Origin of the sequence: Enterococcus sp. DIV0800, from assembly GCF_050559735.1 — a bacterium.
Lineage (GTDB): Bacteria > Bacillota > Bacilli > Lactobacillales > Enterococcaceae > Enterococcus_A > Enterococcus_A devriesei.
The window spans coordinates 538826-563939 of sequence record NZ_CP187899.1 but is presented as its reverse complement, the minus strand read 5'-3'; the positions used below and the strand labels follow the sequence as shown (position 1 = coordinate 563939).

At 40.8% G+C, this 25114-nt stretch carries 25 protein-coding genes; 19 read left to right on the top strand and 6 right to left on the bottom strand.

Annotation, left to right across the window (positions count from 1 at the left end; all coding sequences use genetic code 11):
• Positions 1-11 precede the first annotated feature (11 nt).
• From IGI54_RS14590 to trhA, 3 genes are all read left to right on the top strand, one after another.
• The gene (locus tag IGI54_RS14590) at positions 12-674 is read left to right on the top strand and encodes a methionine ABC transporter permease (RefSeq protein ID WP_430621649.1); all 663 of its coding nucleotides are present in this window, start codon (positions 12-14) and stop codon (positions 672-674) included.
• 184 nt (positions 675-858) lie between these two features.
• Positions 859-1146, top strand: coding sequence for a hypothetical protein (locus tag IGI54_RS14585; RefSeq protein WP_071862142.1), 288 nt, complete (start codon positions 859-861; stop codon positions 1144-1146).
• An 88-nt stretch (positions 1147-1234) separates the two neighbouring features.
• Positions 1235-1870, top strand: coding sequence for a PAQR family membrane homeostasis protein TrhA (gene trhA, locus IGI54_RS14580; RefSeq protein ID WP_430621648.1), 636 nt, complete (start codon positions 1235-1237; stop codon positions 1868-1870).
• 140 nt (positions 1871-2010) lie between these two features.
• Here the strand turns inward: trhA and brnQ are convergent, their stop codons facing one another.
• Both brnQ and IGI54_RS14570 read right to left on the bottom strand, forming a co-directional pair.
• Entirely contained in the window at positions 2011-3369 is a 1359-nt protein-coding gene (gene brnQ, locus IGI54_RS14575) for a branched-chain amino acid transport system II carrier protein (RefSeq protein ID WP_430621647.1), read from the bottom strand.
• A 474-nt stretch (positions 3370-3843) separates the two neighbouring features.
• Complete coding sequence (locus IGI54_RS14570; RefSeq protein WP_071863283.1) at positions 3844-5019, bottom strand: AI-2E family transporter; 1176 nt, start codon at positions 5017-5019, stop codon at positions 3844-3846.
• Between the two features lie 458 nt (positions 5020-5477).
• On the opposite strand from IGI54_RS14570, the gene IGI54_RS14565 reads away from it, so the two are divergent.
• The 5 genes from IGI54_RS14565 (at position 5478) to IGI54_RS14545 (ending at position 8654) form a co-directional block, all read left to right on the top strand.
• Positions 5478-6020, top strand: coding sequence for an acyl-CoA thioesterase (locus tag IGI54_RS14565; RefSeq protein WP_430621646.1), 543 nt, complete (start codon positions 5478-5480; stop codon positions 6018-6020).
• 270 nt (positions 6021-6290) lie between these two features.
• Positions 6291-6977, top strand: a complete 687-nt coding sequence (locus IGI54_RS14560) for a MarR family winged helix-turn-helix transcriptional regulator (protein WP_071863281.1) — start codon at positions 6291-6293, stop codon at positions 6975-6977.
• 54 nt (positions 6978-7031) lie between these two features.
• Positions 7032-7472 carry a GNAT family N-acetyltransferase gene (locus tag IGI54_RS14555; protein WP_430621645.1) on the top strand — a complete coding sequence of 147 codons (441 nt, stop codon included), beginning with the start codon at positions 7032-7034 and terminating at the stop codon, positions 7470-7472.
• Complete coding sequence (locus IGI54_RS14550; protein WP_430621644.1) at positions 7472-7684, top strand: hypothetical protein; 213 nt, start codon at positions 7472-7474, stop codon at positions 7682-7684. The genes IGI54_RS14555 and IGI54_RS14550 overlap by 1 nt, the downstream gene beginning before the upstream one ends.
• A 262-nt stretch (positions 7685-7946) precedes the next feature.
• The gene (locus IGI54_RS14545) at positions 7947-8654 is read left to right on the top strand and encodes a GntR family transcriptional regulator (RefSeq protein WP_430621643.1); all 708 of its coding nucleotides are present in this window, start codon (positions 7947-7949) and stop codon (positions 8652-8654) included.
• Between the two features lie 113 nt (positions 8655-8767).
• Here the strand turns inward: IGI54_RS14545 and IGI54_RS14540 are convergent, their stop codons facing one another.
• Positions 8768-9967, bottom strand: coding sequence for an enolase C-terminal domain-like protein (locus IGI54_RS14540; protein WP_430621642.1), 1200 nt, complete (start codon positions 9965-9967; stop codon positions 8768-8770).
• A 309-nt stretch (positions 9968-10276) separates the two neighbouring features.
• Between IGI54_RS14540 and IGI54_RS14535 the strand changes: the two genes are divergently transcribed.
• Together IGI54_RS14535 and IGI54_RS14530 are read left to right on the top strand one after the other, a co-directional pair.
• Positions 10277-12103: a glucose PTS transporter subunit IIA gene (locus IGI54_RS14535; RefSeq protein ID WP_430621641.1), complete on the top strand. Its 1827-nt coding sequence runs from the start codon at positions 10277-10279 to the stop codon at positions 12101-12103.
• Between the two features lie 18 nt (positions 12104-12121).
• Entirely contained in the window at positions 12122-12775 is a 654-nt protein-coding gene (locus IGI54_RS14530) for a bifunctional 2-keto-4-hydroxyglutarate aldolase/2-keto-3-deoxy-6-phosphogluconate aldolase (RefSeq protein WP_430621640.1), read from the top strand.
• Positions 12776-13003: 228 nt separating this feature from the next.
• Here the strand turns inward: IGI54_RS14530 and ndk are convergent, their stop codons facing one another.
• Positions 13004-13405, bottom strand: a complete 402-nt coding sequence (ndk, locus tag IGI54_RS14525; RefSeq protein WP_430621639.1) for a nucleoside-diphosphate kinase — start codon at positions 13403-13405, stop codon at positions 13004-13006.
• 195 nt (positions 13406-13600) lie between these two features.
• Positions 13601-15982, bottom strand: coding sequence for a phosphoketolase family protein (locus tag IGI54_RS14520; RefSeq protein ID WP_430621638.1), 2382 nt, complete (start codon positions 15980-15982; stop codon positions 13601-13603).
• A 519-nt stretch (positions 15983-16501) separates the two neighbouring features.
• Between IGI54_RS14520 and IGI54_RS14515 the strand changes: the two genes are divergently transcribed.
• The 7 genes from IGI54_RS14515 to IGI54_RS14485 all read left to right on the top strand — a co-directional run bounded on the left by IGI54_RS14515 (position 16502) and on the right by IGI54_RS14485 (position 22214).
• A complete protein-coding gene (locus IGI54_RS14515; RefSeq protein ID WP_430621637.1) occupies positions 16502-17173 on the top strand; it encodes a hypothetical protein in 672 nt (223 codons plus the stop codon).
• A gap of 327 nt (positions 17174-17500) precedes the next feature.
• Complete coding sequence (locus tag IGI54_RS14510) at positions 17501-18745, top strand: NAD(P)H-dependent oxidoreductase (RefSeq protein WP_071863271.1); 1245 nt, start codon at positions 17501-17503, stop codon at positions 18743-18745.
• 66 nt (positions 18746-18811) lie between these two features.
• A complete protein-coding gene (locus IGI54_RS14505; protein WP_313631465.1) occupies positions 18812-19201 on the top strand; it encodes a transcriptional regulator GutM in 390 nt (129 codons plus the stop codon).
• A 12-nt stretch (positions 19202-19213) separates the two neighbouring features.
• The gene (gene srlA / locus IGI54_RS14500) at positions 19214-19747 is read left to right on the top strand and encodes a PTS glucitol/sorbitol transporter subunit IIC (RefSeq protein WP_071863269.1); all 534 of its coding nucleotides are present in this window, start codon (positions 19214-19216) and stop codon (positions 19745-19747) included.
• Positions 19748-19784: 37 nt separating this feature from the next.
• Complete coding sequence (gene srlE / locus IGI54_RS14495) at positions 19785-20834, top strand: PTS glucitol/sorbitol transporter subunit IIB (RefSeq protein WP_430621636.1); 1050 nt, start codon at positions 19785-19787, stop codon at positions 20832-20834.
• 25 nt (positions 20835-20859) lie between these two features.
• Entirely contained in the window at positions 20860-21213 is a 354-nt protein-coding gene (locus tag IGI54_RS14490; protein ID WP_071863266.1) for a PTS glucitol/sorbitol transporter subunit IIA, read from the top strand.
• Positions 21214-21260: 47 nt separating this feature from the next.
• Positions 21261-22214, top strand: a complete 954-nt coding sequence (locus tag IGI54_RS14485; protein WP_430621635.1) for a sugar-binding transcriptional regulator — start codon at positions 21261-21263, stop codon at positions 22212-22214.
• Between the two features lie 513 nt (positions 22215-22727).
• Here the strand turns inward: IGI54_RS14485 and IGI54_RS14480 are convergent.
• Positions 22728-22856, bottom strand: a complete 129-nt coding sequence (locus tag IGI54_RS14480) for an IS3 family transposase (RefSeq protein WP_430621998.1) — start codon at positions 22854-22856, stop codon at positions 22728-22730.
• 646 nt (positions 22857-23502) lie between these two features.
• On the opposite strand from IGI54_RS14480, the gene IGI54_RS14475 reads away from it, so the two are divergent.
• On the top strand, positions 23503-24315 hold the full coding sequence (locus IGI54_RS14475; RefSeq protein ID WP_430621634.1) for a MetQ/NlpA family ABC transporter substrate-binding protein: 813 nt from the start codon (positions 23503-23505) through the stop codon (positions 24313-24315).
• Entirely contained in the window at positions 24308-25108 is an 801-nt protein-coding gene (locus IGI54_RS14470; protein WP_430621633.1) for a DUF169 domain-containing protein, read from the top strand. The genes IGI54_RS14475 and IGI54_RS14470 overlap by 8 nt, the downstream gene beginning before the upstream one ends.
• Positions 25109-25114 lie beyond the last annotated feature (6 nt).

Sequence of the window (25114 nt, the reverse complement as noted above, 5' to 3'; positions counted from 1 at the left end):
GAGGGTGTTCAATGAGTGAATTTTGGAGTCAGTGGGGTTCAGTGGTGGTGGAAGGATTGGGGCAGACGCTAGTAATGGTCTGTGTTGCACTGGGCTTGTCAATTGTGATCGGGATTCCTTTAGGAGTGCTGTTAGTGATCGCACGCCCTGGCGGCTTGAACAGCAATTTCGCGTTGTATTCGGTGCTGAACAGCGTCATTAATGTTTTGCGGTCATTGCCATTTATTATTTTATTGTTTTTGATTTTACCTTTGACGAAGTTGATTGTAGGAACCACGATTGGTGTGCAGGGGGTGTTGCTGCCGCTGATCATTTATACGGCGCCGTATTTAGCCCGGCTGGTGGAGACGTCGCTACTGGAAGTTGATGGTGGGGTGATCGAGGCATATCAAGCGATGGGAATCAGTCAGTTTCGTATTATCCGCAGTGTCTTGTTAAGAGAGGCGCGGGGCGGGATCATTCGCGGTTTGACGATCGCGATGATCGGGCTGATTGGTGCGACGGCGATGGCAGGACTGGTGGGGGCTGGCGGCCTCGGCAGCATCGCCTATCAATATGGCTTTTTGCGAAATGAACCCGCGGTGATGTATACGACGATTCTTTTACTGATTGTTTTAGTCCAGATTGTTCAATCCTTAGGCAATCAACTTGCCAAAAGCTTGGATCGGAGTTAGTATCTGTTGTTGCTGAAAGTCGTTCCCAAACGTCATGGACGTTAGACTATCTGATTGCTGGATCATCGTTATAATGAAAATAGGGAATCTTAGCTTGATTCGTTGAGCTAAGGTTCCTTTTTAGCTTTTTTTTCTTCGAGGCGGGTATAATAGAAAGAGAATTCTGGATGCAGGAGGGGAAAATGTGAAAGCAAAGGATTTATTGACGGCGATTCAAGTAGATGCTGCGGGTGAGATGAAAAAGTTATCGACTTATGCCTATGTTTTCGTCCGCGAGGGAGAAAAGGAAACCAACCAGTTATTGGTACAGGTAGAGACGAACAAGATTGTCTTAAAGCAGCAAGCCAACACTCGCTTGACCTTGAATCAATTCGTCAAAGTCTTGAATGAGTCAAAAGAGGCGGATATTTACTTTAACGAGGAATTGGTCTTTGGTTATCGTTTGATTGAAGAGGGGATTGTTTTAGGATAATTTAACAAATAGTTTTGAAAACTAGATTGAATTATCTTGCTAACCGTGATATATTATCTTTAATAAATGAGTGCGAGGTGACAGGTAAATGGAAATGAAATTTAGCCGAAAGTATCAGATCACAAATGAAGTGTTGAATGCGGTGACTCACGGTGTGGGTGTGATGTTGAGTGTTGTTGGGTTTGTTTTTCTGTTAAGAAAGGCCGAGACGGGGCTGGATTATGTTTCCTTTACGATTTACGGGGTCTCGCTGCTGCTGTTGTTTTTAGCATCGACCTTATACCACAGTTTGATCTTTACGAAAGCGAAAAAAGTATTTCAAGTCTTCGATCATTGTTCGATATACTTACTGATCGCGGGAACCTATACGCCATATTGTCTGCTGTATATCAAAGGGACAATCGGGATCGTGCTATTAAGTATCATTTGGCTGGCGGCGATCGTGGGGATCGTCTACAAGAGTTTGACCTTGAGCAAAGTAAAATCGGTCTCGAAGCTTTCGACAATTCTTTATAATGTAATGGGCTGGGCAGTTGTGATCGCCCTACCAAGTTTGTATCAAAATGTCGGCCTAAAGGGTTTGCTGCTATTGGTTGGCGGCGGGGTGGCCTATACAGTCGGTTCGGTCTTTTATAGTATGAAAAACAAACGCTTCATGCATGTAGTTTGGCATTTATTTGTGATGCTGGGGGCTTTGCTGATGTTCTTTTCGATTTATTTGTAAGTGAAAAGCCATTAAAAATAAGGACTATGACAACTTGTCATAGTCCTTATTTTTAACTCTTGAAAGCAAGTATAAAATCTTCATATGAATAAATCGCTATACAGCAGCTATATCCATGTCCGGATTCGTGAAAGCCGTTCTTATTTTGAGTCCAATACTACTCTTGGGACAGCTTTTACGTATATCATTCCGAAAGTAAAGCCGATCAGAGTTGGCAACACCCACCCTAGGCCTAAAGCGGCAAAGGGGACATAGCTATGATAGAGCTGCAGCAGACTGGCAACGACTGGTTGAGAAGCGACAACTTTGGGTGAGTTGGCTAGCATGTCTAAAACGGCTGGGACAACAGTAAAGACCATGGTTACTTGATAAACAAACGATTGTTTATTGAAATAGTTATGAGTCAAAGATAATAAGATCAATGCCAAAGATAATGGATATAGTAACATCAAGACAGGCAACGACCATTGGATAATGTTATCTAAACCGGCGTTGGCAATCACAAATGATGTAATTGCAGTGAGCCGCAGCCAGCTTTTATAACTGATCTTAGGAAACAGTTTATGGAAGTCTTGAGCAAAAGAAACGAGTAAGCCCATCGCGGTCGTAAAAACACCTAGTGTCACTAAGACGCCTAAGAACACACCGCCGAAAGTGGATAAATAATAACGAATCAGTTGAGACAAAGCGACACCACCATTATCAGAAAGCGGAAAACGACTCAAACTCATTGCGCCAACTAGAACCAAACCAAAATAGAGGATAACTTCTAATAAGACACTGAGAGTTCCGGCTTTGGCAGTGACGGCGGCGGTATTTTTCTTGAAGCCCATCGCTTTGACTGCCCGCACGAAAGTCACACTCAACGCAAGTAAAGCAACGGCATCAACGGTATTGTATCCTTGTAAGATGCCATTGGTTAAAGCATGAGTCAAATAAGCGTCGGTTGGATGATGATTTAAATTCCCCATGGGTTTTAAAAAGGCAATTAGGAATACAACGGCCAATAATACGAGAAAAATAGTATTCAAATATTTTCCGATATACGCTACGAGCTTGTTTTGATGAAGGGTTAAGAAGTAAGCTAAGCCAAAAAATAGAGCTGTAAATAAGAGCATGCCGATCCCAAAATAGTGACTAGGCAAGAAGGGTTTTAGGCCAATTTCAAAGGCGGTGGCTGCGGTTCTCGGCGTTCCAAAAAAAGGACCGATCGTTAAATGAACGAGGACGAGAAACAACGCAGCGAATTTTTTGCCAACGGGTCGAGCAAGATCGTACAAGCCATCGCTATTGGTTACCACCACGGCCAAAATTGCCAATAAGGGGAAGAGTGCGCCGGAGATCGCAAACCCCAGACTGGCGGAAAACCAATGCCTTCCGGCTAATTGACCTAAATGAACAGGGAAGATGAGATTCCCAGACCCAAAAAACATTCCGAAGATCATAGAGCTTAATACGACTAATTCCCGTGTTGAGGGTGTTCTTGTAGTTACTTCCATTAATAATTCCTCCTAAAATATACATGTCTGATCTGAGCTGTTGCTGATGAATCTCACTAATGTCAACTTCCAAAAATTATCCCCCCTCTCAATAAAAAAAAGCCCTTTTCCCGAGAGACAACGGGAAAAGGGCTCGAATAATCGAACGGTACCACCTTTTTAAAACTTATTTCACGGACGATGACAGCGATCCGCTAGCCAGATAATGGTGGCAGCCATGATGTTCTACGTATCGACATCAACTCAGGAATGATGTTCAAAATAAATAGGATTGCTGTCTCTCACCAATAACAGCTCTCTGAAAACCCTAAGCTACTTTTACTGTTTCCTTCAACGTTTTGCTATGTTTGATTTTTTACTATCATAGCAGAAGTTGAAAATTTTACAAGAATATTCTGTAAATTTTTTTGTAAAGATTATTAACCCTACTAAAAAAGCTAGGACCATTAATGATCCTAGCTGTAACTTCTTGTCTTATAAATAATCATCTTCGGAAAAGCCAGTATTACGGTAGGCACCTTCGTCCGCGAAAAATTTATTGTAGCGCTGTTTGAATTTGCGGAAGGTGAATACGACGAAAAGCTTGATCATGGAGTAGATCGGAATACCGAAGATCACACCGACTAAGCCCAACAAGTCGCCCATGACTAATAAAACCACCAAAATCGTAATGGGATGGATCTTTAATTTGTCCCCCATCACTCGTGGGACTACTAGATCGCCATGGAGTAATTGCACCACGAACCAAGCAATCACGAATTTGACGACCATGAAGGTTGAATCTTGAAAGGCGATGAAAAGTCCCGGCAAAAAGGCTAAGAATGAGCCGATATACGGGATGATGCTCAAGATGCCGGCCGCTAATGCGATGACGGTAGCAAATTGTAACCCAAGAACCAAGAAAACGACCCAATAGATCAAGCCCAGCAACAATGACGCGATGACTTGGCCTTTTAAAAAGGCACCTAGTTGTTGATTGGCAATCTTGACCAAGGAGCTGACATCCATCCGAAAACGTGGTGGAACAAGATCCATAAAGGTTTTGTACAATTTGTGGGGACTCTGGATCAAAAAGAAGGCGATGATCGGTCCGGTAAACAAAGTGATAGCGGTGCTTGAAACGGCAGAGAAAAGCGTGCCGAGGCCTTTCGCGCCATCTTGCCAATTCTCTCCCAGGTACGAAAGGGCATCTTTTGAGAGCTTATCCAATGAGTTCAAAGCTTCATCTGAGGAGGCCGCAAACGGTGTCGCGTTTAACAGATTTTTGATGGCTTGTTGGAAATCATCGACATATTTCGGAAATTGTTTGATCAAATCTTGCGCTTGATCTTGGATCACGGGCACGAGCCGGGCACCGCCGAAAAACAGCAGGCCGAAGATCACGACATAGGTCAGAACGATGCTGATGGTCCGTGACAGACCTTTTTTACTTAAGAAATTCACGATCGGATTCAGTAAATAATATAAAAGCAGCGCAAAGATCATAGGTGGCAGTACGGTACTAATAATGACTACCAAAGGTCTGAAAATAAAGGAGACAGTATTCAATAAATAAATGGCTAAAGCACTTAAAATAACCAGACCAATCAAGTAGTAGGACGTTTTACCGCCAAAAAACTGAATCAGTTTTGAGGGTTTTTCTTTTTCCATCGGGTGAACCTTCTTTCTTCCGTTCATTCTGAAAAAATGTGTTGCTAGCTGATCCGTGAGAGATCCCGCTATATTTTTAGTATACCGAATGTCCGTAAGACTGTATACCTTTGCGAATTTCTGCGAAAAAATGATAGGATAAGATAAATGGGGGGATAGTAACAGAAGAATCTATGCCCTTCGAATCAACTTAATTTTTTTCGCTTGGAAAAAATAAATACATTAAAATGAATAAGGATGCCAGTTCTTCTTCTTGCCTAAGCAAGAGTAGTAGAATGGTATACGGCATGAAGATCAAACTTATTTTTCTACAAGAAAAATAAATACATTAAAATGAATAAGGATGCCAGTTCTCCTTCTTGCATAAGCAAGAGTAGTAGAATGGTATACGGCATGAAGATCAAACTTATTTTTCTGCAAGAAAAATAAATACATTAAAATGAATAAGGAGTATGCTCATGACTGATTCTAAAACGTGTCGCGATTCCCGGGTAATCCAGACACACCGGATTTTTCCCTTTGACTTAAACCCTTTTGGTTATTTATTTGGAGGTAAGCTTATGACTTTGATCGACGATGCGGCGTCGATCTCGATTTCTCGTCATTGCCGCAGAGGGGCGGTGACCGCCTCGTTAGACAACTTGAATTTTTTAAAACCTTTGCACGCCAATGATTCTGTCTGTGTGAAGTCCTATGTTTCTGGCAGTCATAATAAATCAATGGAAGTCTTCGTTAAGGTGATTGGTGAAAATCTTTCTACCGGAGAACGGTATTTGGCCGCGACTTGCTTTACGACCTTTGTGGCGGTGCCTTCTCATATGAATCGAGAAACGGAATTTACCGTGCCACAAGTAATACCTGAAACGCAGGAAGAAAAGATGGTTTGCGATGGCTATGAAAAACGTCGGACTGCACGCCTGCAAGAGCGGGATGAATACAAACGCTTCGCGACTTTATTATCGACTGAACTGCCATGGTCAGATGAAGGCAGCGGGGATTAGAAAAAGAAGTTGGGATTATATTAATTCCCAGCTTCTTTTTTTTGTTTGTATGTTTATTGGATTCCGAATTACCCTGCTATGGAGCTTGGGAACGTTTAGTTTTGACTTTTGATAAAGAGAGTAATCAGGATTTTATCATTTTTTATAAAAAATCTTTGGTTTTATCGGTTGACAATGATTAGGTACCGAAGTATACTGAAATCAATAAATGTTAGGTACCTAAAAAATAGGTACCGAAATAAAATGCAAACTATGAAGGAGGGCATTTATATGAGTGAATATACCAAGGAATTACTGAAACGCCTGTCTTATGTCGGTAGTGCCAGTCGTCGAATAATGGATGTTGGCAATTGTCAAAAGGGCGCGCCTACGCAACAGTTGGTTTTAGACATCTTAGCGGAAGAGGATGCAGTGACGTCGGGGGTTTTAGCCGAGATTTTGGACATGCGTCCTAGCTCGCTGACAGAAATTTTGAATAAGTTAGAGAGTCGCGGCGAAATCGAGCGGCGAGAAGATGAACAAGACAAGCGTATCAAACGAATCTATATTACGGAAACTGGGCGTAAGAAGGCCAATCAAAGTCAACCGCAAGAACGTTCTGAAGAATTTTTTGCAGGCTTGACCGCTGAGGAACAGCAGACGCTCGATCAGTTGCTGAATAAAGTCATTGACGGCTGGAGCGAGGATTTTGGCGGACGGCCTGAATTTCCTAATGATCCCTTTGAAGCGATCGAAGCCTTAAAGGCGATGAAGATGCAGTTTGATCCTCACATGGAAAAATTTGGGAAAATGACGCCAGCTGAACGACGCCAAATGAAACGGGCGTGGAAAGAACAGATGCGCAACCAGTTCGGCGGCCGTGGCTTTAGACCGGGTCCATTTGGGCCTGAAATGAATGACCCAGACGCTGATCCGCGGAGAAAAGGTCCTCGGGACAGCGATTGGGAGAACTGGTAAGAAAGTGTTACAAATGATCCATTCATTTTGCAATAGAAGTGGAGGTCGTTGGCAATGAAAATTGAAATGGCTGAATTATTTAGTAAAGAACACACTGGCGCACTAAAATTGCGTAAACAAGTCTTAGGTGGAAAATTAGATTTAAGCAACGAAAAAAAGCTCGCGGTCTTTGTTGCGATTGAAGCTGGTGAAGTCGTTGGGACCGCGGCGATCCAGCTCTATCCTTTGGGTATCGCCCGGATTCGCCAAGTAGCAGTTTCACCGGAACATCAGGGGCAAGGTATTGGCGATCAATTAATGAATCGAGTCGAAGAATATGCGCAAGAGCAGGGGCATTATCGAATCATTTTAACTGTCCGCAAGTCAGCGCAACGGTTTTATCAAAAGCGTGAGTATCATCGTTTGCTGTTTGCCTTTAAAAAACATGAAATCGAATTTCTTTGGCTGACGAAGGGATTGCCCGCAGTGGAAGTCCCCGTTTTTTCGGAGAACTAATGCAGCATTTGTCCGTCTCTCAGGAAGCAATACTGAAGGAGGAATTTATTACGAAGGAGCTATTCGACCCAAAAAGAACTGAAAACGCCAAGAAACACACAGTCAAAGAATTTGAGAAATTACGGATCGAACTGGAGGCCAAATCCCGGTTGTTCACCACCTCGCTAGGAATCGTGAATTATCAGAAATACCATGAGTTGTACGACTTGTAAGGATTGAAGACCTTTTGAATGAAGGTCTTTTTTTTGTAAAGAAAGTGTAAACGCTATAAAAGTTTGTATTCAACGGACAAGAATCGTGAATTTTTCTGAAAGTTTGACTTTGACTCCAAAGGCAGCAAATTTTTTGGAAAATTGGAAGTGAGGGGAATAAAGCTAGTCATAAGCATTCAATCTGGTTTCAACTAAAAATCCAATTAACTTTCAAAGGAAATCCGTGTATAGTTAGAGTATCGATTTCAATCAAGGAGTTTTTATGAAAAAAAGAGAATTCATTGTGCAAGACTTATTGAGCAAAATCTATCAAGAGGAATTTGAAGCTGGCAAGCTGCCAAATCAGCGAGAACTGGCGAAAATCTATGGTGTTTCTCGTTTTACGATTCAACAAGCGATAAAAAATTTGGAAGAAATTGGAATCGTTCGGGTGGTTCAAGGTTCGGGAATTTTTGTTCACGAGGAATGGGTCAAAAACCCGCTGATTTTTAATTCTTTGACCCGTACACCATATGATCGGATCGATTCAAAGATGTTGAAGTTGAAAAAAGCTCCCGCAACTTTGGAGGAGCAGAAGATTTTTCAAATGAGTGGGTCGGAAGAAGTCTGGACTTTTGAACGGGTGCGGATCGTTAATTATAAGATCGAACAGCTGGAGATATCCAAAATGCCTGTGGCGTTGTTCCCGGATTTGTCTCAAGAGATCGTAGAACATTCGATTCAAAATTATGTTGAAAAAAAGGGCTACCGTATTTCCCATTATATTACCAGCTATGATCCTATCACTACATCGAAAGAACAATCCAATGTGCTGCTGTGTAAACGTGGGACGCCGGCGATGCAGATCTCGAACCGAGCGATCTTAGAAGATGGTCAGGTCTACGAATACAGTAGCATCATCGCGATTGATTATTCGGTTACCTACATTCGCCCCTTCGACCGAGAGATCCATCAATCTAGGATTGATTAAAGGGGGGATACCGTCTCCAAAATACGGTTATATGTAATCTCTAATCGATTCTAATGATATAAATAGCTGAAGCCACTCGTTTTCACGAGTGGCTTCAGCTATTTATTTAACTATCAGGGTGTTACGATCGTACCATCTGGTGTTCGGCTTTGGGTCCATTCATGAGGGCGATAAACGACGGGGTATTGTTCAGCTAGCTCTTCATCGAAGGTCACGCCGATCCCGCTTTCTTCGATCGGGTAGAAGAAGCCTTTTTCAGGTGAAGGAATGTTACCAAAGAGGTTCTTCGTATTTTCGGGAATATCGATATTTTCTTGGATGGCTGCATTATGCAGGTGGATATTCAAATGCGTATTCACCGCCAAACCAACCGGGCTGATATCGGATGGTGTATGCCAGGCGATGCGCACCCCCATAGCTTCGCAAAAATGGGCCAATTTTAGTGCAGGAGTAATCCCGCCAAGCTGAGAAACATGAGCCCGCATGAAATCAATTTGACGATTGCGGACTAATTCCTTCCATTCCATTGGATTGTTGAACAATTCGCCAGTAGCAATCGGTGTGGCTGACTGATTGCGTAATTGCGCTAACCATTCATTTTGATTAGGCGGTAAGATATCTTCTAAGAAGAATAGATTGTAAGGTTCCGCGGACTTGGCAAATTGAATCGCTTGATTAGGATGCAGGCGTTCATGAACATCGTGGAGCATTTGGAATTGATGGCCATATTTTGTTTGGATCGCATCAAACATTTTCAGCGTTGTCTGCATATAATCATTTTGATCAAAATACGAACCGTTGATCGGTTGTTCAGGGGTCTGAAGATTTTCTGGATTCCCACCATAAAACCCCAGCTGACAACGAATATGACGGTAGCCCTCTGCTAAGAATTTGTCGATCTCAGAATAAAGCTCCTCCATATTATCAGCGACCGCGTGGGTGTAGGCTGGGATCGCTGTTCGGGCTTTGCCCCCTAGCAATTGATACAGCGGCATGTCTGCTAATTTGCCTTTGATATCCCAGAGAGCCATATCGACGCCGGAGATGGCATTATTGGTGATCGGCCCGTTGCGCCAATAGGAGTTGACGTTCATTACTTGCCAGATATCTTCGATTTGATTCGCGTCACGGCCAATCAATAGTGGTTTTAAATATTCTTCCACGACTGTTTGCACGGCAAGTGGCCGGAATTGAAAGGTGCCGCAGCCGAGACCGGACACGCCTTTATTTGTTTCCACCTTCACTACGAGTAGGTTGTGGCGATCGGGTTTGATAGCGAAGCTTTTTATATTAGTAATAATTGTTGGTGTCATTTTGTTCACTCCAATTTTTATTCTGCGAATTATTTCCACACTCATTGAAACATGCCGCCAGCGGCAGTGTCAATTTGGTCTAATAAATATAGGTTAAGGTAGTTAAAAACCAGTCCAATTTTTACGTTAATGATTCATAATCGTTTATTTATAGCTGTTTTTAAATGATTTTTGTGTAAAAGGACTGGTTTTACAACTTGCCTGACCCATGCTACTATGTGGGTGTGAAAACGGAATCAGAAAAATTTGGCATTATTCATCATTTTTGGAAAACGAATTCTGATCCGTAAAAAATAAGGAGGGAAAACAATGAAACACGAGGATATTGTGAAACAGATTATTAAAGACGTTGGCGGTGCGGAAAACATTAACAACGCATGGCATTGCATGACGCGTCTACGTTTCAATTTAAAGGATGAAAAGAAAGTCGATTATGCGGCGCTAGATAAAATTCCTAAAGTCGTGGGCACAAAGTATCAAAGCGATCAGCTGCAAGTTGTGATCGGCACAGATGTAGCCGATTATTTTGCACCTTTGGCAAAAGAGCTAGGCTTAGATGAAAACAGCCAAACAGAAAGCGGTGAAAAGAAGGGTGCCGTTTCTTTATTTATGGATACTGTTTCTGGTGTTTTCGGTCCAATCGTACCGGCGATTGCCGGAGCTGGAATGATCAAAGGATTAATGGCTGGGCTGGTCGCGTTAAATGTGATCTCTAACCAAACAGACACCTATTTGATCATCGATATGATCGCCAGCGGAGTCTTCACCTTCTTACCATTCTTCGTAGCAGCTTCAGCAGCACGAATCTTTAAAACCAATCAGTATTTGGCGATTGCGATCGCAGCGATGCTGCAATTTCCAACGATGACTGCCGCAGTGGCAGAAGGCAAAATCTCAGCCTTCCACTTATTCGGCGTCATCCCTGTACCAGTCTTCAATTATGCCGGCACAGTCATTCCGATCATCTTTGCGGTGTTAGCGTTAAGTTATATTTATCGCTGGGTAGATAAAGTTTTACCGCAAGTCCTGCGTACGGTCTTTACGCCGACCATTTCGTTATTTGTAGCAGGACTAGTAACATTGATCATCATCGGTCCAATCAGTATCCATTTAGGAAACTTATTAGCAGCTGGGGTGGCAGCGCTCTTCGCGATTTCGCCAGTCATAGCGGGGATTGTCGTAGGTGCGATTCGGCCAATTGCGATCTTTACTGGTTTGCACCACGCTATGACACCAATCGCCCTGCAAAACTTTGCCAACCAAGGCTATGATATGCTGATGCCAATGATGTTTATGGCGAATATGGCGATCACTGGTGCGACTGCCGCGATTTATCTGAAGGTCAAAACAAAGGAAGAAAAATCAATCATTATCTCTTCTGCAATTTCAGGTTTACTTGGAATTACTGAACCAGCACTCTTTGGGATTTTATCGAAATACAAAAAAGCGTTTATTGCCGCAACTGTCGGCAGTTCTGTCGCTTCAGCGTTTATCAGTTTCTTCGGTGTTCGGATCTACGGCTACATTTTATCAAGTATCTTTAGTTTGCCGGCTTATATCGGTCAGTATTTTATCTTTGCTGTTTTAGGGATCATTATCGCTCTTGTCTTATCGTTTGTTTTAAGCTATATGTTAGTACCAAAACAGGCGGATGAAAGTGATGAATTGACCAATGAGGTTGATTTGCACGCGGTAGCAGAAGGAGCTTATTTGCCATTAGAAGATGTACCGGATGAAGTCTTTTCAAGTAAAATGATGGGTGACGGTTTTGCGATTGATTCCGTTGATGGGAAAGTCTTTTCGCCAGTTAGCGGAACAGTCACAACGGTTTTTCCTTCTAAACATGCGATCGGCATCAAGACTGATAATGGCGTAGAAGTACTAGTCCATATGGGGATCGATACGGTCTCATTAGACGGTAAGGGCTTCGAAGTGTTTGTCAAAGCTGGCGATAAAGTTTCAGCCGAAACCAAAATCGCAGAAATGGATTTGGCTTATATCCAGAGTCAAGCCAAAGAAACAATGATCATCGTGGTCATCACGAATATGGATCGCGTGTTATCTTTTTCAGGTATGCGGGATTTAGAAGGACGTCATCAAGTAGGGGCTTTATTAGAAAGAGCCGTTTTGAATTAGCAGACGGGAGTGTTTAATATGAAACGAATGAATATTTTGGCACGCTTAGAAACAGCCGGCGTGATTGCGGTAGTAAGAGGAAAAGATCAAGTCGAAGCCTTGCAGACGAGCCAAGCAGTCATCGCCGGTGGTATCAAAGGAATCGAAGTAACGTTTACGGTTCCAAATGCTCAAGCGGTGATTCAAGACCTAGTCGAACAATCAACGGATCAAGCTGTCGTGATTGGAGCCGGAACGGTTTTAGATGTGACAACTGCACGCTTGGCGATCATGGCGGGGGCGGAATTTATTGTCAGTCCTAGCTTTGATCCAGCGACCGCGGAGCTGTGTAATTTATACCAAATTCCTTATTTACCCGGCTGTATGACGATCACAGAAATGCAGACGGCTTTAAAAAGCGGAGCGGATATTATTAAGTTGTTTCCTGGCAGTGTTTATGGGCCAAGTATGGTGTCAGCAGTTAAAGCACCGTTGCCACAGATCAATTTGATGCCGACAGGCGGTGTCAGTCTTGATAATATGGCCACTTGGTTCAAGGCGGGGGTAGTGGCCGTCGGTGTCGGCGGCAACCTTGTTGCACCAGCCGCGGAAGGCAACTTTACTGAAGTCACTGAGATCGCCCAACAATATGTTGAAAAATTAGCGGAGATCAGAAAAGTAAGCCATGGCTAAAGTCGTTTGCTTAAAGGCGATCCAGTTGCGACTAGCGATTCCAAAAAAACGAGTAGATTAGTTGGCGTTGTATCTTGATGGCAAAGCAACTATCGTTAATTGGTAAATTAGAGACAACAAGAAAGCTACCTAGTATCCTTTTCGGCCAGTGCTACTTATTATAAGGTCCAAAATCGTGAAAAACAAAAAGAAGGACAATCTGAGCTAGCTCAGATTGTCCTTCTTTGTTTAAATGGAGAAAAAGCGACGGAGCTCAATCTCTGCCGATTCAAGAGAATCAGAAGCATGGACAACGTTCTCAGTGGTACCGATCGCAAAATCCCCGCGGATCGTGCCAGGTTCGGCCTCTGAAGCATTGGTGGCACCAATCATTTTTCGAACGATTTGGATAACATTTTTCTGCTCTAGAATGATCACGATCGCTGGTCCGGAAGTCATGTAGTCTACAAGTTCGTCAAAGAAGGGTTTGTCCTTTAAGTGGGCATAATGTTCCCTAATCAGGGATTGTTCCAATGTTTTTTGCTGCATCCTTTTAATGATCAGTCCGCGTTCTTCAAAGCGCTGAATGATCTTTCCTACGAGTTTTCGCTTCACACCATCTGGTTTGATGATCACTAACGTTTGTTCCAATTTTCTCACCTCTTCGTAAAATTTTAATCAAAAAGCCTTGATCTCAAAATCAAGGCTTTTTGGTTTGTAAAGAAATTATAAATTTTTCACATGAATAAATCGCTCTACAGCAAGCATATCCATGTCTGGTTTCACAAACTAGCTTTATCAGCAATAAACAAAAGCTAGTTCGCGAAAGCTTTTTTTACCTGTGGACTATCTTTGGTGTTGTAGATTTTTAAGGGTTTCCCATTTCCAGTTTTCAACCTCTGGAATATCTGTTCCTTCAGAACGAATAAAGTCGTGGTGGAACTGAAGGGTTTCATCCATTTTAGCTGAAAATTCTTTTGCTTTCAAATCATAGACCGCGTTTGCTGCGTCTTGAGCTAAGTGGAAACGGTCCATCTCACTAAATACACGCATATCAAATGGGGTAGTGATATCGCCGTTTTCACGGTAGCCGTGGATATGGATATTATGGTTATGACGTTCAAAGAAGATATCGCGAACCATGCCTTCATACCCATGGAAAGCAAAGACGATTGGTTTATCCGCCGTGAAGATCGCATCGAATTCTTCATCTGATAAGCCTCTTGGATCAATCTCTGGGTGGCGTAATTTCAAAATATCAACCACGTTGACGAAGCGGATTTTTAATTCTGGGAAATCTTTATTCAAAATGGAGACCGCCGCTAGGGCTTCCAAGTTAGGCTCGGTTCCTGCTGCAGCAATCACGACATCTGGTTCTTCACCATTGTCTGTACTTGCCCAATCAATGACTTTTAAGCCATTTTCGACTAATTCTTCTGCTTCGGCTGCTGAATAGAACTGTGGCCGGGGGTGCTTGCTGGAAACGATCAAGTTAATCACTTGTTCGTCTTGCATCGCCTTATCCATAACAGCCATCAAACTATTGGCATCAGCTGGCAAATATTCCCGAATGAATTCAGGTTTCTTCTCAGCCAAATGGGTCAAGATACCAGGATCTTGGTGCGTATAGCCGTTATGATCTTGTTGGAAAACAGTAGAAGTCGCAATGACATTCAAAGCTGGATATTTTTTGCGCCATGAGTGTGCACTGGCCTTGCGCATCCATTTGAAATGTTGGGTCAACATGGAGTCTACAACTCGTAAAAATGATTCGTAACTAGCGAAGAAGCCATGACGACCAGTCAGCACGTAGCCTTCTAAAAAGCCTTCCGCTTGGTGTTCAGATAGTTGCCCATCAATGACACGACCAACAGAAGATTGCCACTCGTCGGTACTGTCTTTCGCTTCTAACCATTGACGATCCGTCACTTCAAAGACCTTGTTCAAGCGATTCGATTTTGTTTCATCTGGCCCAAAAATACGGAAATTTGTTGGATTTTCGGAAATCATATCACGAGCTTGCTGACCGAAGACAATCATATCCTGAGCGGTAACTGCTCCTGGAGTAGACGTATCGATCGCATGCTGTTTCCAGTCAGGCATCTTGATTGGTTTAGGATCAATCCCGCCATTTGTGATTGGATTTTTGGCCATACGCTGGTCGCCTTTTGGTGAGATCGCTTTTAGTTCATCAACGATTTTTCCATTTTCATCAAATAATTCTTCTGGACGATAAGATTTTAACCAGTTCGTTAGTTTGTCAACGTGTTCCATATGCTCTGAATCCACTGGGATCGGAACTTGGTGTGCCCGGAACGTTCCAGAGATTTGCTCTCCATCCCACGTTTCCGGACCGGTCCAACCTTTTGGCGTACGGAATAAAATGACTGGCCAATTTGGCATTGTTGCGTCAGCAGCATTGCCTTTTCGAGCGTCTGCTTGAATCGCTTTGATTTCCTCGATCACCGCATCCAAGGTTTTTGCCATCATTTCATGGACTTCTTGCGGATCCGTTCCTTCAACAAAATAAGGATTCCAACCTAAACCTTCAAAGTAACTAGCCAATTCTTCGTTACTTTTGCGAGCCAAAATCGTTGGGTTAGAAATTTTACCGCCATTCAGATACAGAATAGGGAGTACCGCACCGTCGTTAACCGGATTGATGAAAACATTCGAAAACCAGCCAGCTGCTAGTGGACCAGTCTCCGCCTCACCGTCTCCAACCACGGTGGCAGCGATCACTTCTGGATTATCAAGAATCGCACCTGTAGCATGGGACAAAGCATAACCAAGCTCGCCGCCTTCATGAATTGACCCAGGTGTTTCTGGGGCCGCATGAGAAGCAATTCCGCCTGGGAATGAAAACATTTTGCACAACTGTTTTAAACCAGCTTCGTTTTCGCCAATCTCAGGGTAGATTTCAGTATAGCTACCGTCAATGTATGAGTTAGAAACCATCACTTGGCCACCATGACCAGGACCTTCGATATAGAACATATTCAAATCGTATTTGTTAATTGCACGATTTAGATGAGCGTATAGGAAGTTCTGTCCTGAAATCGTGCCCCAATGTCCGATCGGATGCGTTTTAAGATGCTCTTTTTGAAGCGGGCGTCTCAATAAAGGATTGTCCTTCAAATACATTTGAGCGACTGAGATATAATTTGCGGCTCTCCACCAAGCATCTACTTTGTCTAAGTAATTTTTAGAATCGAATTCGGTTGTCATAAACAAACTCCTTTGTAGTAAATTTTACTTTTATATTTCTAGTACAATATACCTTTAACTTGTGAATTTGTAAACTATTTTTTGCAAAAAAACCACTTTTCTTTTAAAATGATTCATTTCAAAAGCGTCCAAGTTATACAATAAGTGCTGTGGGGAGAAACAAAAAACGTTTTTGATACTAAGGGATTATCCATTTCAAAAGAATGAAATTAATAGTTATTTACCGTTCTAATAAGGTTTTCAATTTATAAATGGTATCTCCTAAGAAAAATCTAAAGCTGAAAATATTGAATTAAAAAAACTTTCTCAATTTATCCATGATGAGCTCGTAAACGAATAGATAAAAAACAACTGTTTGTTTTGTTTGTCACAAATAGCTTGACTTGAAAAATAGAATGTGGAATAATACTGAATTAAATTAAGCGGTTGAGCGAGTGATGGTAAGAGAAAGTTAGTAGAATTTTTTTTTAAAGTTATTTGTGATTTTGTTCACTATTTTTTAAGAGAGGATGGAAAAGTATGGAGAAAAAGAAAGTGCGTGCCCCTTTTTATTGTGTGAATTCTCAAGTCCTTTGGAAAGACGAAGAAGCTGTCAAAAATGCTGTTTTAGTCGATGATAAAATTAATCAATTGGAATTAGATGCGATCTTCACAGCAGCTAGTGAGGATGTCGCTAAGATCGGAAAAGTTGTAAAACGCTTACGCATCGCGATTGATTTTAACGATGCCAAGCCTAACAATTTAGAGCGTTTGAAAGAAGCCGGTGCCGAAGTCATTATTTTTGATGACCTTGAAGAAATTTTCAATATCGAAAATATTCTCGATATTGTGAAAGAGCTAGGCTATTTGGTACTGGTCAGAACGGAAAAACCGTTTGAGATCCCGAAGGCTGTTCTAAAAGATATTGATCTGATTAAGTGGAAAATCAAGGATGAAAATGGAGAATTTACTATTTCAAATTTAACTACCGAACATAAAAATGCTATAAAAGAATTTAAACAAGAAAATCCCCATATCGCACTGATCTACGGGGCGAAGGAGAATATTTCAAGTAACCTAGTATTGAATAGTTTGATTATGGGCTTGGATGGCTTCGGCGAAATAAATTGCTATCGGACCACCACCGAAAAAAGAGAAGAAATGCTGCATGCGGTGAATGATTACAAAAACGTGATGGCGTTTGTAAAGTAGCTTTGAATAATTAAAAATGATAAAAAAGAAAGTTCCTGGAAGTAATTTGCTTTCAGGAGCTTTCTTTTTTTGTCTAGTTTTAAAATTGATTTATTTCATAAATTATGAATTTGGAATAAAAAAATTTCATTTGACAATTGTTATTTAATAAAGACTATCAAGTGAAAATATATTGGCGTTTGAGTTATATCAAAAAAGAGCATATTTCATAAAGTGGAAAAAAAGTCAAAAGAAAGCGTTGACAAAAGACTTTTAGATGCTATACTAGGAATTGTTAAACATATGCCAAAGACATTAGCATATGACAAAATAAATGGAGGGTTCAAAATGACGTTATATGGCAAGCTGTTAGAAAGAGAAAAAAATGGTGCTCCAATCAAGGTTGGAGTAATTGGTGCAGGACAAATGGGGTTTGGTATGATTTCTCAAATTTCGACAATCCCAGGTATGATCGTCGCAGGAATCAGTGATATTAATTTAGATGCTGCAAATCGAGCCGCAGATGCCTACAATGCAAGCGCTGACAAGAAGGTAGATATTTTAATCAGCCAAAACTTCAAAGACATTATTCATTCTGATAAAGTTGAAATCATTGTTGATGCAACAGGTGTTCCAGAAGCAGGTGCTCAAATTTCTTTAGAATCATTGATGGCCAAAAAACATTTAGTCCTACTAAACGTTGAAATCGACATTACTATTGGCCCCCTAATGAAAAAAATGTACGATGCGACTGATTTGATTTATACAGGTTCAGATGGTGACGAGCCTGCGGCAACGATGCAAATGTATGAATTTGCTAAGAGCATGGGGATGGAAGTCTTGGTTGCTGGTAAAGGAAAAAATAATAAGTTGATGGTTCATGCAAATCCTGATACCGCGGCTGAGAAAGCCAAAGCGCAAGTAATGAGTCCTAAAATTCTAGCTTCATTTCAAGATGGAACGAAGACAATGGGTGAAATGAATTTACTATCTAATGCCATGGGATTTGTTCCAGATGTAGTAGGAATGCACGGGATTTCAGCTGATTTAGATGGCACTGTTAAAAACTTAGACTTGAAAGAAAATGGCGGGATTCTAAGTAAGTTCGGTGTTGTTGAATACGTTGATGGCATCGCACCAGGAATCTTCTGTATCGTGAAGGGACAAAACGAAGGTGTTGCCCACGAAATGAACTACCTAATGAAGAAAGGCGATCGTGACCACCATATCCTTTATCGCCCATTCCACTTATGTTCATTAGAAACACCAATCACGATTGCTCGAGCTGTTTTAGAACAAGATACAGCGATTGTTCCAATGGGAGCACCTGTATCAGAAACAGTCTGTGTAGCTAAGAAGGATATTAAAGCAGGCGAAAAAATTGACGGTATCGGTGGCTTCTGCGTACGCGGAGTTCTAGAAACGCATGAAGACATGGTGAAGAATGCCAATATCCCAATTGGGTTGATCGCTGGCGCGGTGGCAAAGAAAGATATCAAAGACGGCGCATTCTTAACCATGGATGATGTGGAATTAGATGAATCAACAACTGTATACAAACTGCGTAAATTACAGGATGAAACATTCGCATAAAAAGTATAAGCGGTCGCAGATAGAGCGTTGCTCTATCTGGACCTTTGGTAGAAAAGAGGGTAATAGATGCAGATCCTACTGATTGTTCTTTTCTTTTTGATGATCGCACAAAGTATGACTAGTATTATTCAAGTGAAATATTATCAAAAATTTGTTAACGGCATTACGAATAAATATCAGGGAAATTCATCGTACGAGTTCTATACAGACGTTTCAAAAGGAAAGATACTAAAAACAATTGTGGCAGTAGTCGTGGATTCAGATGGAAGAATTATCAGTTGCCATGTCTGTAAAGGATTTACGGTATTCGCTCGTTTTAAGGAGGCGCAAGAATATCATGGTTTGGTATTAGAAGCGTTCCATCTTAAAAAAGGTGAAAAAAATCGGATGTCTCAAGTAGAAGATACTCTCGCAAAGGTTTACTCGAGAAAACTGGAAGCGGTTACCGCGGATTAGGAGGATTTTTAAATGAAGTATATTGAGTGGTTTGGTAAAAACTTTATTGGTTTATTTGAAGCCGGTGGAGAACAATTCATGAGTTTTATGACCGGAATCGTGCCGTTGCTTATTGTATTATTGACTTTCACTTATTCAGTCATTGCATTTATTGGAGAAGAACGGGTCGACCGGGCAATTCGCTATTGTTCAAAATATATGATTCTTCGCTATTCGATTATGCCGATGTTATCGGTCATGATGTTAACGAATCCGATGGCCTATACATTTGGAAAATTTGTCAAAGAAGAAGAAAAACCAGCCTTCTATGATTCTGTTGTTTCGTTTCTACATCCGGTTACCGGATTATTCCCATATGCAAATGCTGGGGAACTATTTGTTTATTTAGGGATCGCAAATGGTGTGATGAAAGCAGGTTATAGCCAATCAAGTTTAGCTGTTCGTTACTTTTTGGTAGGAATAGTCGTCATTCTATTTAGAGGAATTGTGACTGAAAGATTAACGAAGTTTTTAATTGCGAAGGAAGCAAAACAAGTGAAAGCTTAAAAATGAAATGGGAATACTCTAAATAGGAGGTAAACAAATGTATAAATCAGTTTTTGTAGAACCAGGAAGCAGCGGTTGGGGTGTCGGATTAAAACTTACGCCATCAGATAAAAAAAATAAAGTTGTATCAGTGACAGGAGGGGGAATTCATCCTGTTGCACAAAAAATTGCGGATCTCACCGGCGCTGAGGCTTGGGATGGTTTCAAAAACCAAGTTCCGGAAGATGAAATGCTTTGTGCTATCATTGATTGCGGCGGAACTGCCCGGATCGGTGTGTATCCGATGAAACGAATTCCAACGGTAGATGTTTTACCATCATCTCCTTCAGGACCTTTATCAAAGCATATTACAGAAGATATCTTCGTTTCTGGAGTAAAACCTGAAAATATTAAACTTACTGAATCATTAGGTGAAAGAGAGATTGCAGGGGCGGAGTATGCACATAAGGCAGATGCCGAGTCTGCGGCAGAAACAGAGAAAATCGTCACTCATCAAGAAGAAAAATTTGAAGATAAGTATGCGAAGGCGAAAGAAGAACATGCAAAAGAAAACGCGAAAAAAGACGGTTTCTTGGTTCGTTTTTCACGGGGGATCGGCGGCGTGATGGGCGTTTTCTATCAGTCGGGTCGAGATGCAGTAGATATGCTGCTAAAAAACATTATCCCATTTATGGCCTTTATCAGTATGATGATCGGGATCATCAACTATACCGGGATCGGTGATCTAATTGCGAAAGTATTATCACCGCTAGCAGGTTCCCTTCCAGGTATGATTGTGTTAGCATTAATTTGTAGTATTCCGATTTTGTCTCCGATTCTTGGACCAGGGGCAGTTATCTCTCAAGTAATCGGTGTCTTAATTGGGACTCAAATTGCAAATGGGTCAATTCCAGTGCAATATGCACTGCCCGCGTTGTTTGCCATTAATGCTCATGTAGGTTGTGATTTTATTCCGGTAGGGTTGTCGCTAGGTGAAGCAAAACCTGAGACGGTTCAGGTCGGGGTACCAGCTATTTTATACAGTCGAATGCTTACGGGTTTCACCGCGGTTATTCTGGCTTACTTTGCCAGCTTTGGTATGTACTAGTATCTTAATTGAGGAGAGAGAATGAATGGTAAAAACAAAAATTATTGAAATCGGATCCATGGTCCCAGCATTTGAAGAAGAACGATTGATTATTCTGTTTGGACCAAAAGCGACACCAGAATTACGAGATATTTCAGTGATTCATGAGGTCCAAGAGCAGCCTGCTAATTCAATTAAAGTCGGCGGCAAGCTAAAAGTCGGCGATAAAGTGTATAATATAGAAGAAGTTGGTTCTCAAGCAAATCCTAATTTTGATGAATTAGGCCACGTCTCGATTTATTTCCGTAATGAAGTTGGCGAAATTTTACCAGGAGCGATTATTGTAAGCCCTGGGGAATTTCCACCATTTGAAGTTGGGGACGAAATAGAGTTTGTTTAACAGAAAAACCTCCCTTCAAGGGGAGGTTTTTTAATAGGAGGGTAAAAATGGATGATCAAGCTGATCGCGACTTGGTAAGGGTAGCGACAATGTATTACAAAGAGGATATGAAACAATCCGATATTGCTAAGCAGTTAGGCATATCAAGACAATTAGTCTCCAAATACTTAGTTGATGCTCGAAACAAGGGGATTGTTGACATTCATATTAATAGTTCCAGTGCCTATTCTGTTCAATTGGAATTAAAATTGCAGAAAACGTTTGGTCTTAAAAGGGCGGCTGTACTAGATACCAGTTACTTGCAACCACAAGAAATTGAGCAATTAATTGTTCAAACGTCCATCTCAGCTTTTAAAAAGGATATTGCAAAAGCTAATAAAATCGGTGTTTCTTGGGGAAGGATGTTGAGAAGGTTAGTTGATGAATACCCGTATGTCAATCAACCAGATTCAACGATTGTGCCGCTTATTGGTGGAATGGGCTCTGATCAAGTGGATGTTCATTCAAATCAAATAGCCCATGATCTATCTAGAAAAATGCGAGCAAAATGTAAGTACTTGTATGTTCCTGCACTGGTAGATAGTAAGGATATTAAGGAAAACTTAGTTGAAAATGTTACCGTCAAAGATGTGCTTGAGGATGGTAAAAAAGTCGATTTTGCTTTAGTAGGTATTGCTTCGCCCTTTTCAAAAAGCAATACGATGGCTGAGATTGGATACATTGATCAAAAAGATATTGATGATTTGGCCAGCGTTAACGTAGTCGGAGATGTGAACTCAAGATTTTTTGACATTAATGGGAATGAAGTTAATTGCAGAATAAATGAGAATGTTATCGGAATAAGTTTACATGATATTCGTAATATTGAGAAGGTATGCGCGATTTGTTTTGAGGATGAGAAAAGAGATGTTCTATTTACCGCTATTGAATCAAAAATAATTAACTGTATCACGCTGACTGATGTTTTAGCAGAATATTTATTGGAAAAAAAGGTGTACTAGTGGCGGAGTAAGTGCAACTATTTTCTGATACAAAATAGAAAGAGCAACTCAAGTTGTTGGTTTAATACGATAGTCAATTGGAGAATAATAGTCTAATTTTGCTAAAATTCGTTGATTATTACAAAAATTGATTTAGTTTTCTACAATATCAATTACTCTGTCATTAGAACCAATTGGTTCTTTTAGTATGTAGAACGTTTCAGACTTTAGTGAGGTATGAAACGATTCTGTCGGTGCGTTATCTGAAGGTGTTCCTTTACTGGACATGCTTTGGGTAACGTTTTTTTGTTTGACTAACTCACAGTATCGTTTCGATGTATAAGTTGCCCCTTGACCACTGTGTAAAATAGAAGCGACAGACTAACATAAATTATGTCAATCAAGTGTCTATAATATTTAAAATTCTTTTTTTTGATTTGAGTCAATATCTTGAACACATTTTAGTAGAGATGGTTGCCCCGTTTTCTTTTTGATAGGTTCTCAAACTCCCATGGAGTTAGATAGTTAATCAAGCTATGAAATTCGGTTCCGATTATAGAACCCTTCAATGTAGCTAAATAGTGTCCGATTTGCTTCTTCAAAATCTGAGTAATTTGTTGTATATACTTCTTCCTTTTTCAAGGAAGCAGGAGAAGATTCGATTCCTGCATTATCATAAGGCGTTCCTTTTCGACTATAGGAATGCCTTATTTTGTTGGTTTTAGGCTATTTTTATACTTCGATTGCCATATACTGGCTGCCCAAATCAGTGAGTAGAAGCATTCCTTCTGGAATGTGATAATGTATTTTTGCTCTATTGAACATTTGAATGACACATTCGACAGTTATTCGTTTTGAAAATGTATAGCTAATAATTTTTTTCGGGTGTAAATCCATTCTGGTTATGGAATTAATCCTCTAGTAGATAAGGTTAATGTATTTTTGTCTCTACGAAAAGTTGTCTAAGATATGATACTAACACCAGCTCGTTTAATTTTTGTCCGTTTTTTTGCTTTTTTAGAAGAGCCATTGTGAAGTTTTTCCCTTTCGGCTATACTCTTAATGATAATGTTTTTAATTATTCGGGAGGTGGGAATTTTGCTTACTTATCAACTATGAGTTTGAGTTAAATGTGGACTTAGAGTATCTAAGTCAGCGAGTAAACAAAAATTCCCCTCCTTTCTTTAGTACGTGATGGTCATGTCTATTAACCATGGATCGGGGGAGCATACAGGTTTGTATGTTTCTTTTTTGTGCGCTTAAACACATATAATTTGCATCAAAAAAAAAAACAATTAGGAGAATCAGGATGAAAAAATTCAAATTAGCTTTTGCACTATTGGCGGTAGTTTTAGTATTGGGAGCATGCGGATCGAAAAAAGAAGCTTCGGCGGATAAAGAAGAGAAAAAGGATATCAAAATTGCCTGTAATCAAGTTTCCGAGAATTCGTTAAAAGCGGCGAAAGAATCAATGGAAGCGGAAGGCTATAATCCAGAGTTTGTAGTATTTTCAAATAATATCGAAGCTTTACAAGCGGTTCAAGATGGCAATGTAGATGCTTCATTTGCGCAACATGAGCCGTTTATGAAATCCTTCAATGAGCAAAAAGGCGGTGACTTAGCAATGATGACGCCTCATGTTTACTACACTGGAATCGGTTTGTATTCGACTAAATATGATAAGGTCGATGAATTACCAGACGGTGCGCAGATCGCTATCATGAATGATGCGATGAATCGTGACAATTCTTTATTGATGATGCAAGATGCCGGCTTGATCAAATTAAGCGATGAGAAGAAATCAGGTTATACGGCATTGGATATCGTTGATAATCCAAAAAACTTTAAATTTGTTGAAATTGAACAAGCACAAACAGTCCGCAGTTTGGAAGATTTGGATGCGGCGACTTGCTTCTTTACCTTTATGTTTAACTCAGGTGAAAATTACAAAGACTATTTGATTCGTGACCAGCATGCTAAAGATTTTCCAATCAGCTTGATTGTAAAAGATAAGAATAAAGGTACTGATTGGGCGAAAGCAATCAATGAGTCTTTTACTACAAAAGAGAGCAAAAAAGGCATCAATGATCACTTCAAGGGAGTGTTTACTTTCTATGAGTAAATTCCAAGAGCTGAATCGGCGATTGAACTATTTATTAGAATTGGAGCGTAAGGTAGTAGGAATCAGTTTTTTGCGAAATAAAGAGGATTTTGAAGCCTACGATGCACCAGCGACCAAAAAAGTGGTTCCTTATTGCCGTGCTGTTCAACAGGCAACGGAAGGTGTCAGTGTGAAGATGTCGATTGATAATTTCGGTTGCCCGGCATCTGCCGTAGCCCTAGGTCTGATTGAAAACGATGATTATAGTGCTAGTGGACAAAAGCATGCAAAAATGGGTGTTTATAAGGATATCGAAGTGAGTAAGGCAATCGCGGATGATATGGTTTATTGTCGGGAATCTTCTTATGGGATTGCGGTGGAACCGATTGAAGCGTGGAGAAATGCCCCCGATGTTATTTTGATCATTACAACGCCGTTTAATGCGATGCGAATCTTGCAGGGCAATGCGTATTTTAACGGACAAGCGAAAAATATCAAGATGACGGGTATGCAAGCGATCTGTCAGGAAGGAACCTCTTATCCTTATGAAACCGGCTTAATCAATATTTCAATGATGTGTTCAGGAACACGATATGTTGCACGTTGGAAAGATGAAGAGCTTTGTGTTGGTATTCCCTATGAGAAGTTTGAAGTCATGATCGAGGGTCTAGAAGAAACATTAAATCCAATGGAGTTATTAGAAAAGAAACGCAAAGTTATCAAGAAAATGGCGGAAGACGATGTACCGGATTTTTATGATGTTCGGAAACGGGACAATTATTTTAGAGGCGCTTATCAGGGCGTGAAACGTTAGGTGTTG

What these genes read in the sequence shown, in the direction of transcription:
- brnQ (WP_430621647.1), bottom strand. Translation starts at nt 3,369, where the DNA reads ATGGAAGTAACTACAAGAACACCCTCAACACGGGAATTAGTCGTATTA.
- IGI54_RS14535 (WP_430621641.1), top strand. Translation starts at nt 10,277, where the DNA reads ATGAAACACGAGGATATTGTGAAACAGATTATTAAAGACGTTGGCGGT.
- IGI54_RS14565 (WP_430621646.1), top strand. Translation starts at nt 5,478, where the DNA reads ATGACTGATTCTAAAACGTGTCGCGATTCCCGGGTAATCCAGACACAC.
- IGI54_RS14515 (WP_430621637.1), top strand. Translation starts at nt 16,502, where the DNA reads ATGGAGAAAAAGAAAGTGCGTGCCCCTTTTTATTGTGTGAATTCTCAA.
- IGI54_RS14560 (WP_071863281.1), top strand. Translation starts at nt 6,291, where the DNA reads ATGAGTGAATATACCAAGGAATTACTGAAACGCCTGTCTTATGTCGGT.
- trhA (WP_430621648.1), top strand. Translation starts at nt 1,235, where the DNA reads ATGGAAATGAAATTTAGCCGAAAGTATCAGATCACAAATGAAGTGTTG.
- IGI54_RS14530 (WP_430621640.1), top strand. Translation starts at nt 12,122, where the DNA reads ATGAAACGAATGAATATTTTGGCACGCTTAGAAACAGCCGGCGTGATT.
- IGI54_RS14555 (WP_430621645.1), top strand. Translation starts at nt 7,032, where the DNA reads ATGAAAATTGAAATGGCTGAATTATTTAGTAAAGAACACACTGGCGCA.
- IGI54_RS14550 (WP_430621644.1), top strand. Translation starts at nt 7,472, where the DNA reads ATGCAGCATTTGTCCGTCTCTCAGGAAGCAATACTGAAGGAGGAATTT.
- IGI54_RS14545 (WP_430621643.1), top strand. Translation starts at nt 7,947, where the DNA reads ATGAAAAAAAGAGAATTCATTGTGCAAGACTTATTGAGCAAAATCTAT.
- srlA (WP_071863269.1), top strand. Translation starts at nt 19,214, where the DNA reads ATGAAGTATATTGAGTGGTTTGGTAAAAACTTTATTGGTTTATTTGAA.
- IGI54_RS14470 (WP_430621633.1), top strand. Translation starts at nt 24,308, where the DNA reads ATGAGTAAATTCCAAGAGCTGAATCGGCGATTGAACTATTTATTAGAA.
- IGI54_RS14475 (WP_430621634.1), top strand. Translation starts at nt 23,503, where the DNA reads ATGAAAAAATTCAAATTAGCTTTTGCACTATTGGCGGTAGTTTTAGTA.
- IGI54_RS14540 (WP_430621642.1), bottom strand. Translation starts at nt 9,967, where the DNA reads ATGACACCAACAATTATTACTAATATAAAAAGCTTCGCTATCAAACCC.
- IGI54_RS14570 (WP_071863283.1), bottom strand. Translation starts at nt 5,019, where the DNA reads ATGGAAAAAGAAAAACCCTCAAAACTGATTCAGTTTTTTGGCGGTAAA.
- srlE (WP_430621636.1), top strand. Translation starts at nt 19,785, where the DNA reads ATGTATAAATCAGTTTTTGTAGAACCAGGAAGCAGCGGTTGGGGTGTC.
- IGI54_RS14490 (WP_071863266.1), top strand. Translation starts at nt 20,860, where the DNA reads ATGGTAAAAACAAAAATTATTGAAATCGGATCCATGGTCCCAGCATTT.
- IGI54_RS14485 (WP_430621635.1), top strand. Translation starts at nt 21,261, where the DNA reads ATGGATGATCAAGCTGATCGCGACTTGGTAAGGGTAGCGACAATGTAT.
- IGI54_RS14505 (WP_313631465.1), top strand. Translation starts at nt 18,812, where the DNA reads ATGCAGATCCTACTGATTGTTCTTTTCTTTTTGATGATCGCACAAAGT.
- IGI54_RS14590 (WP_430621649.1), top strand. Translation starts at nt 12, where the DNA reads ATGAGTGAATTTTGGAGTCAGTGGGGTTCAGTGGTGGTGGAAGGATTG.
- IGI54_RS14520 (WP_430621638.1), bottom strand. Translation starts at nt 15,982, where the DNA reads ATGACAACCGAATTCGATTCTAAAAATTACTTAGACAAAGTAGATGCT.
- IGI54_RS14510 (WP_071863271.1), top strand. Translation starts at nt 17,501, where the DNA reads ATGACGTTATATGGCAAGCTGTTAGAAAGAGAAAAAAATGGTGCTCCA.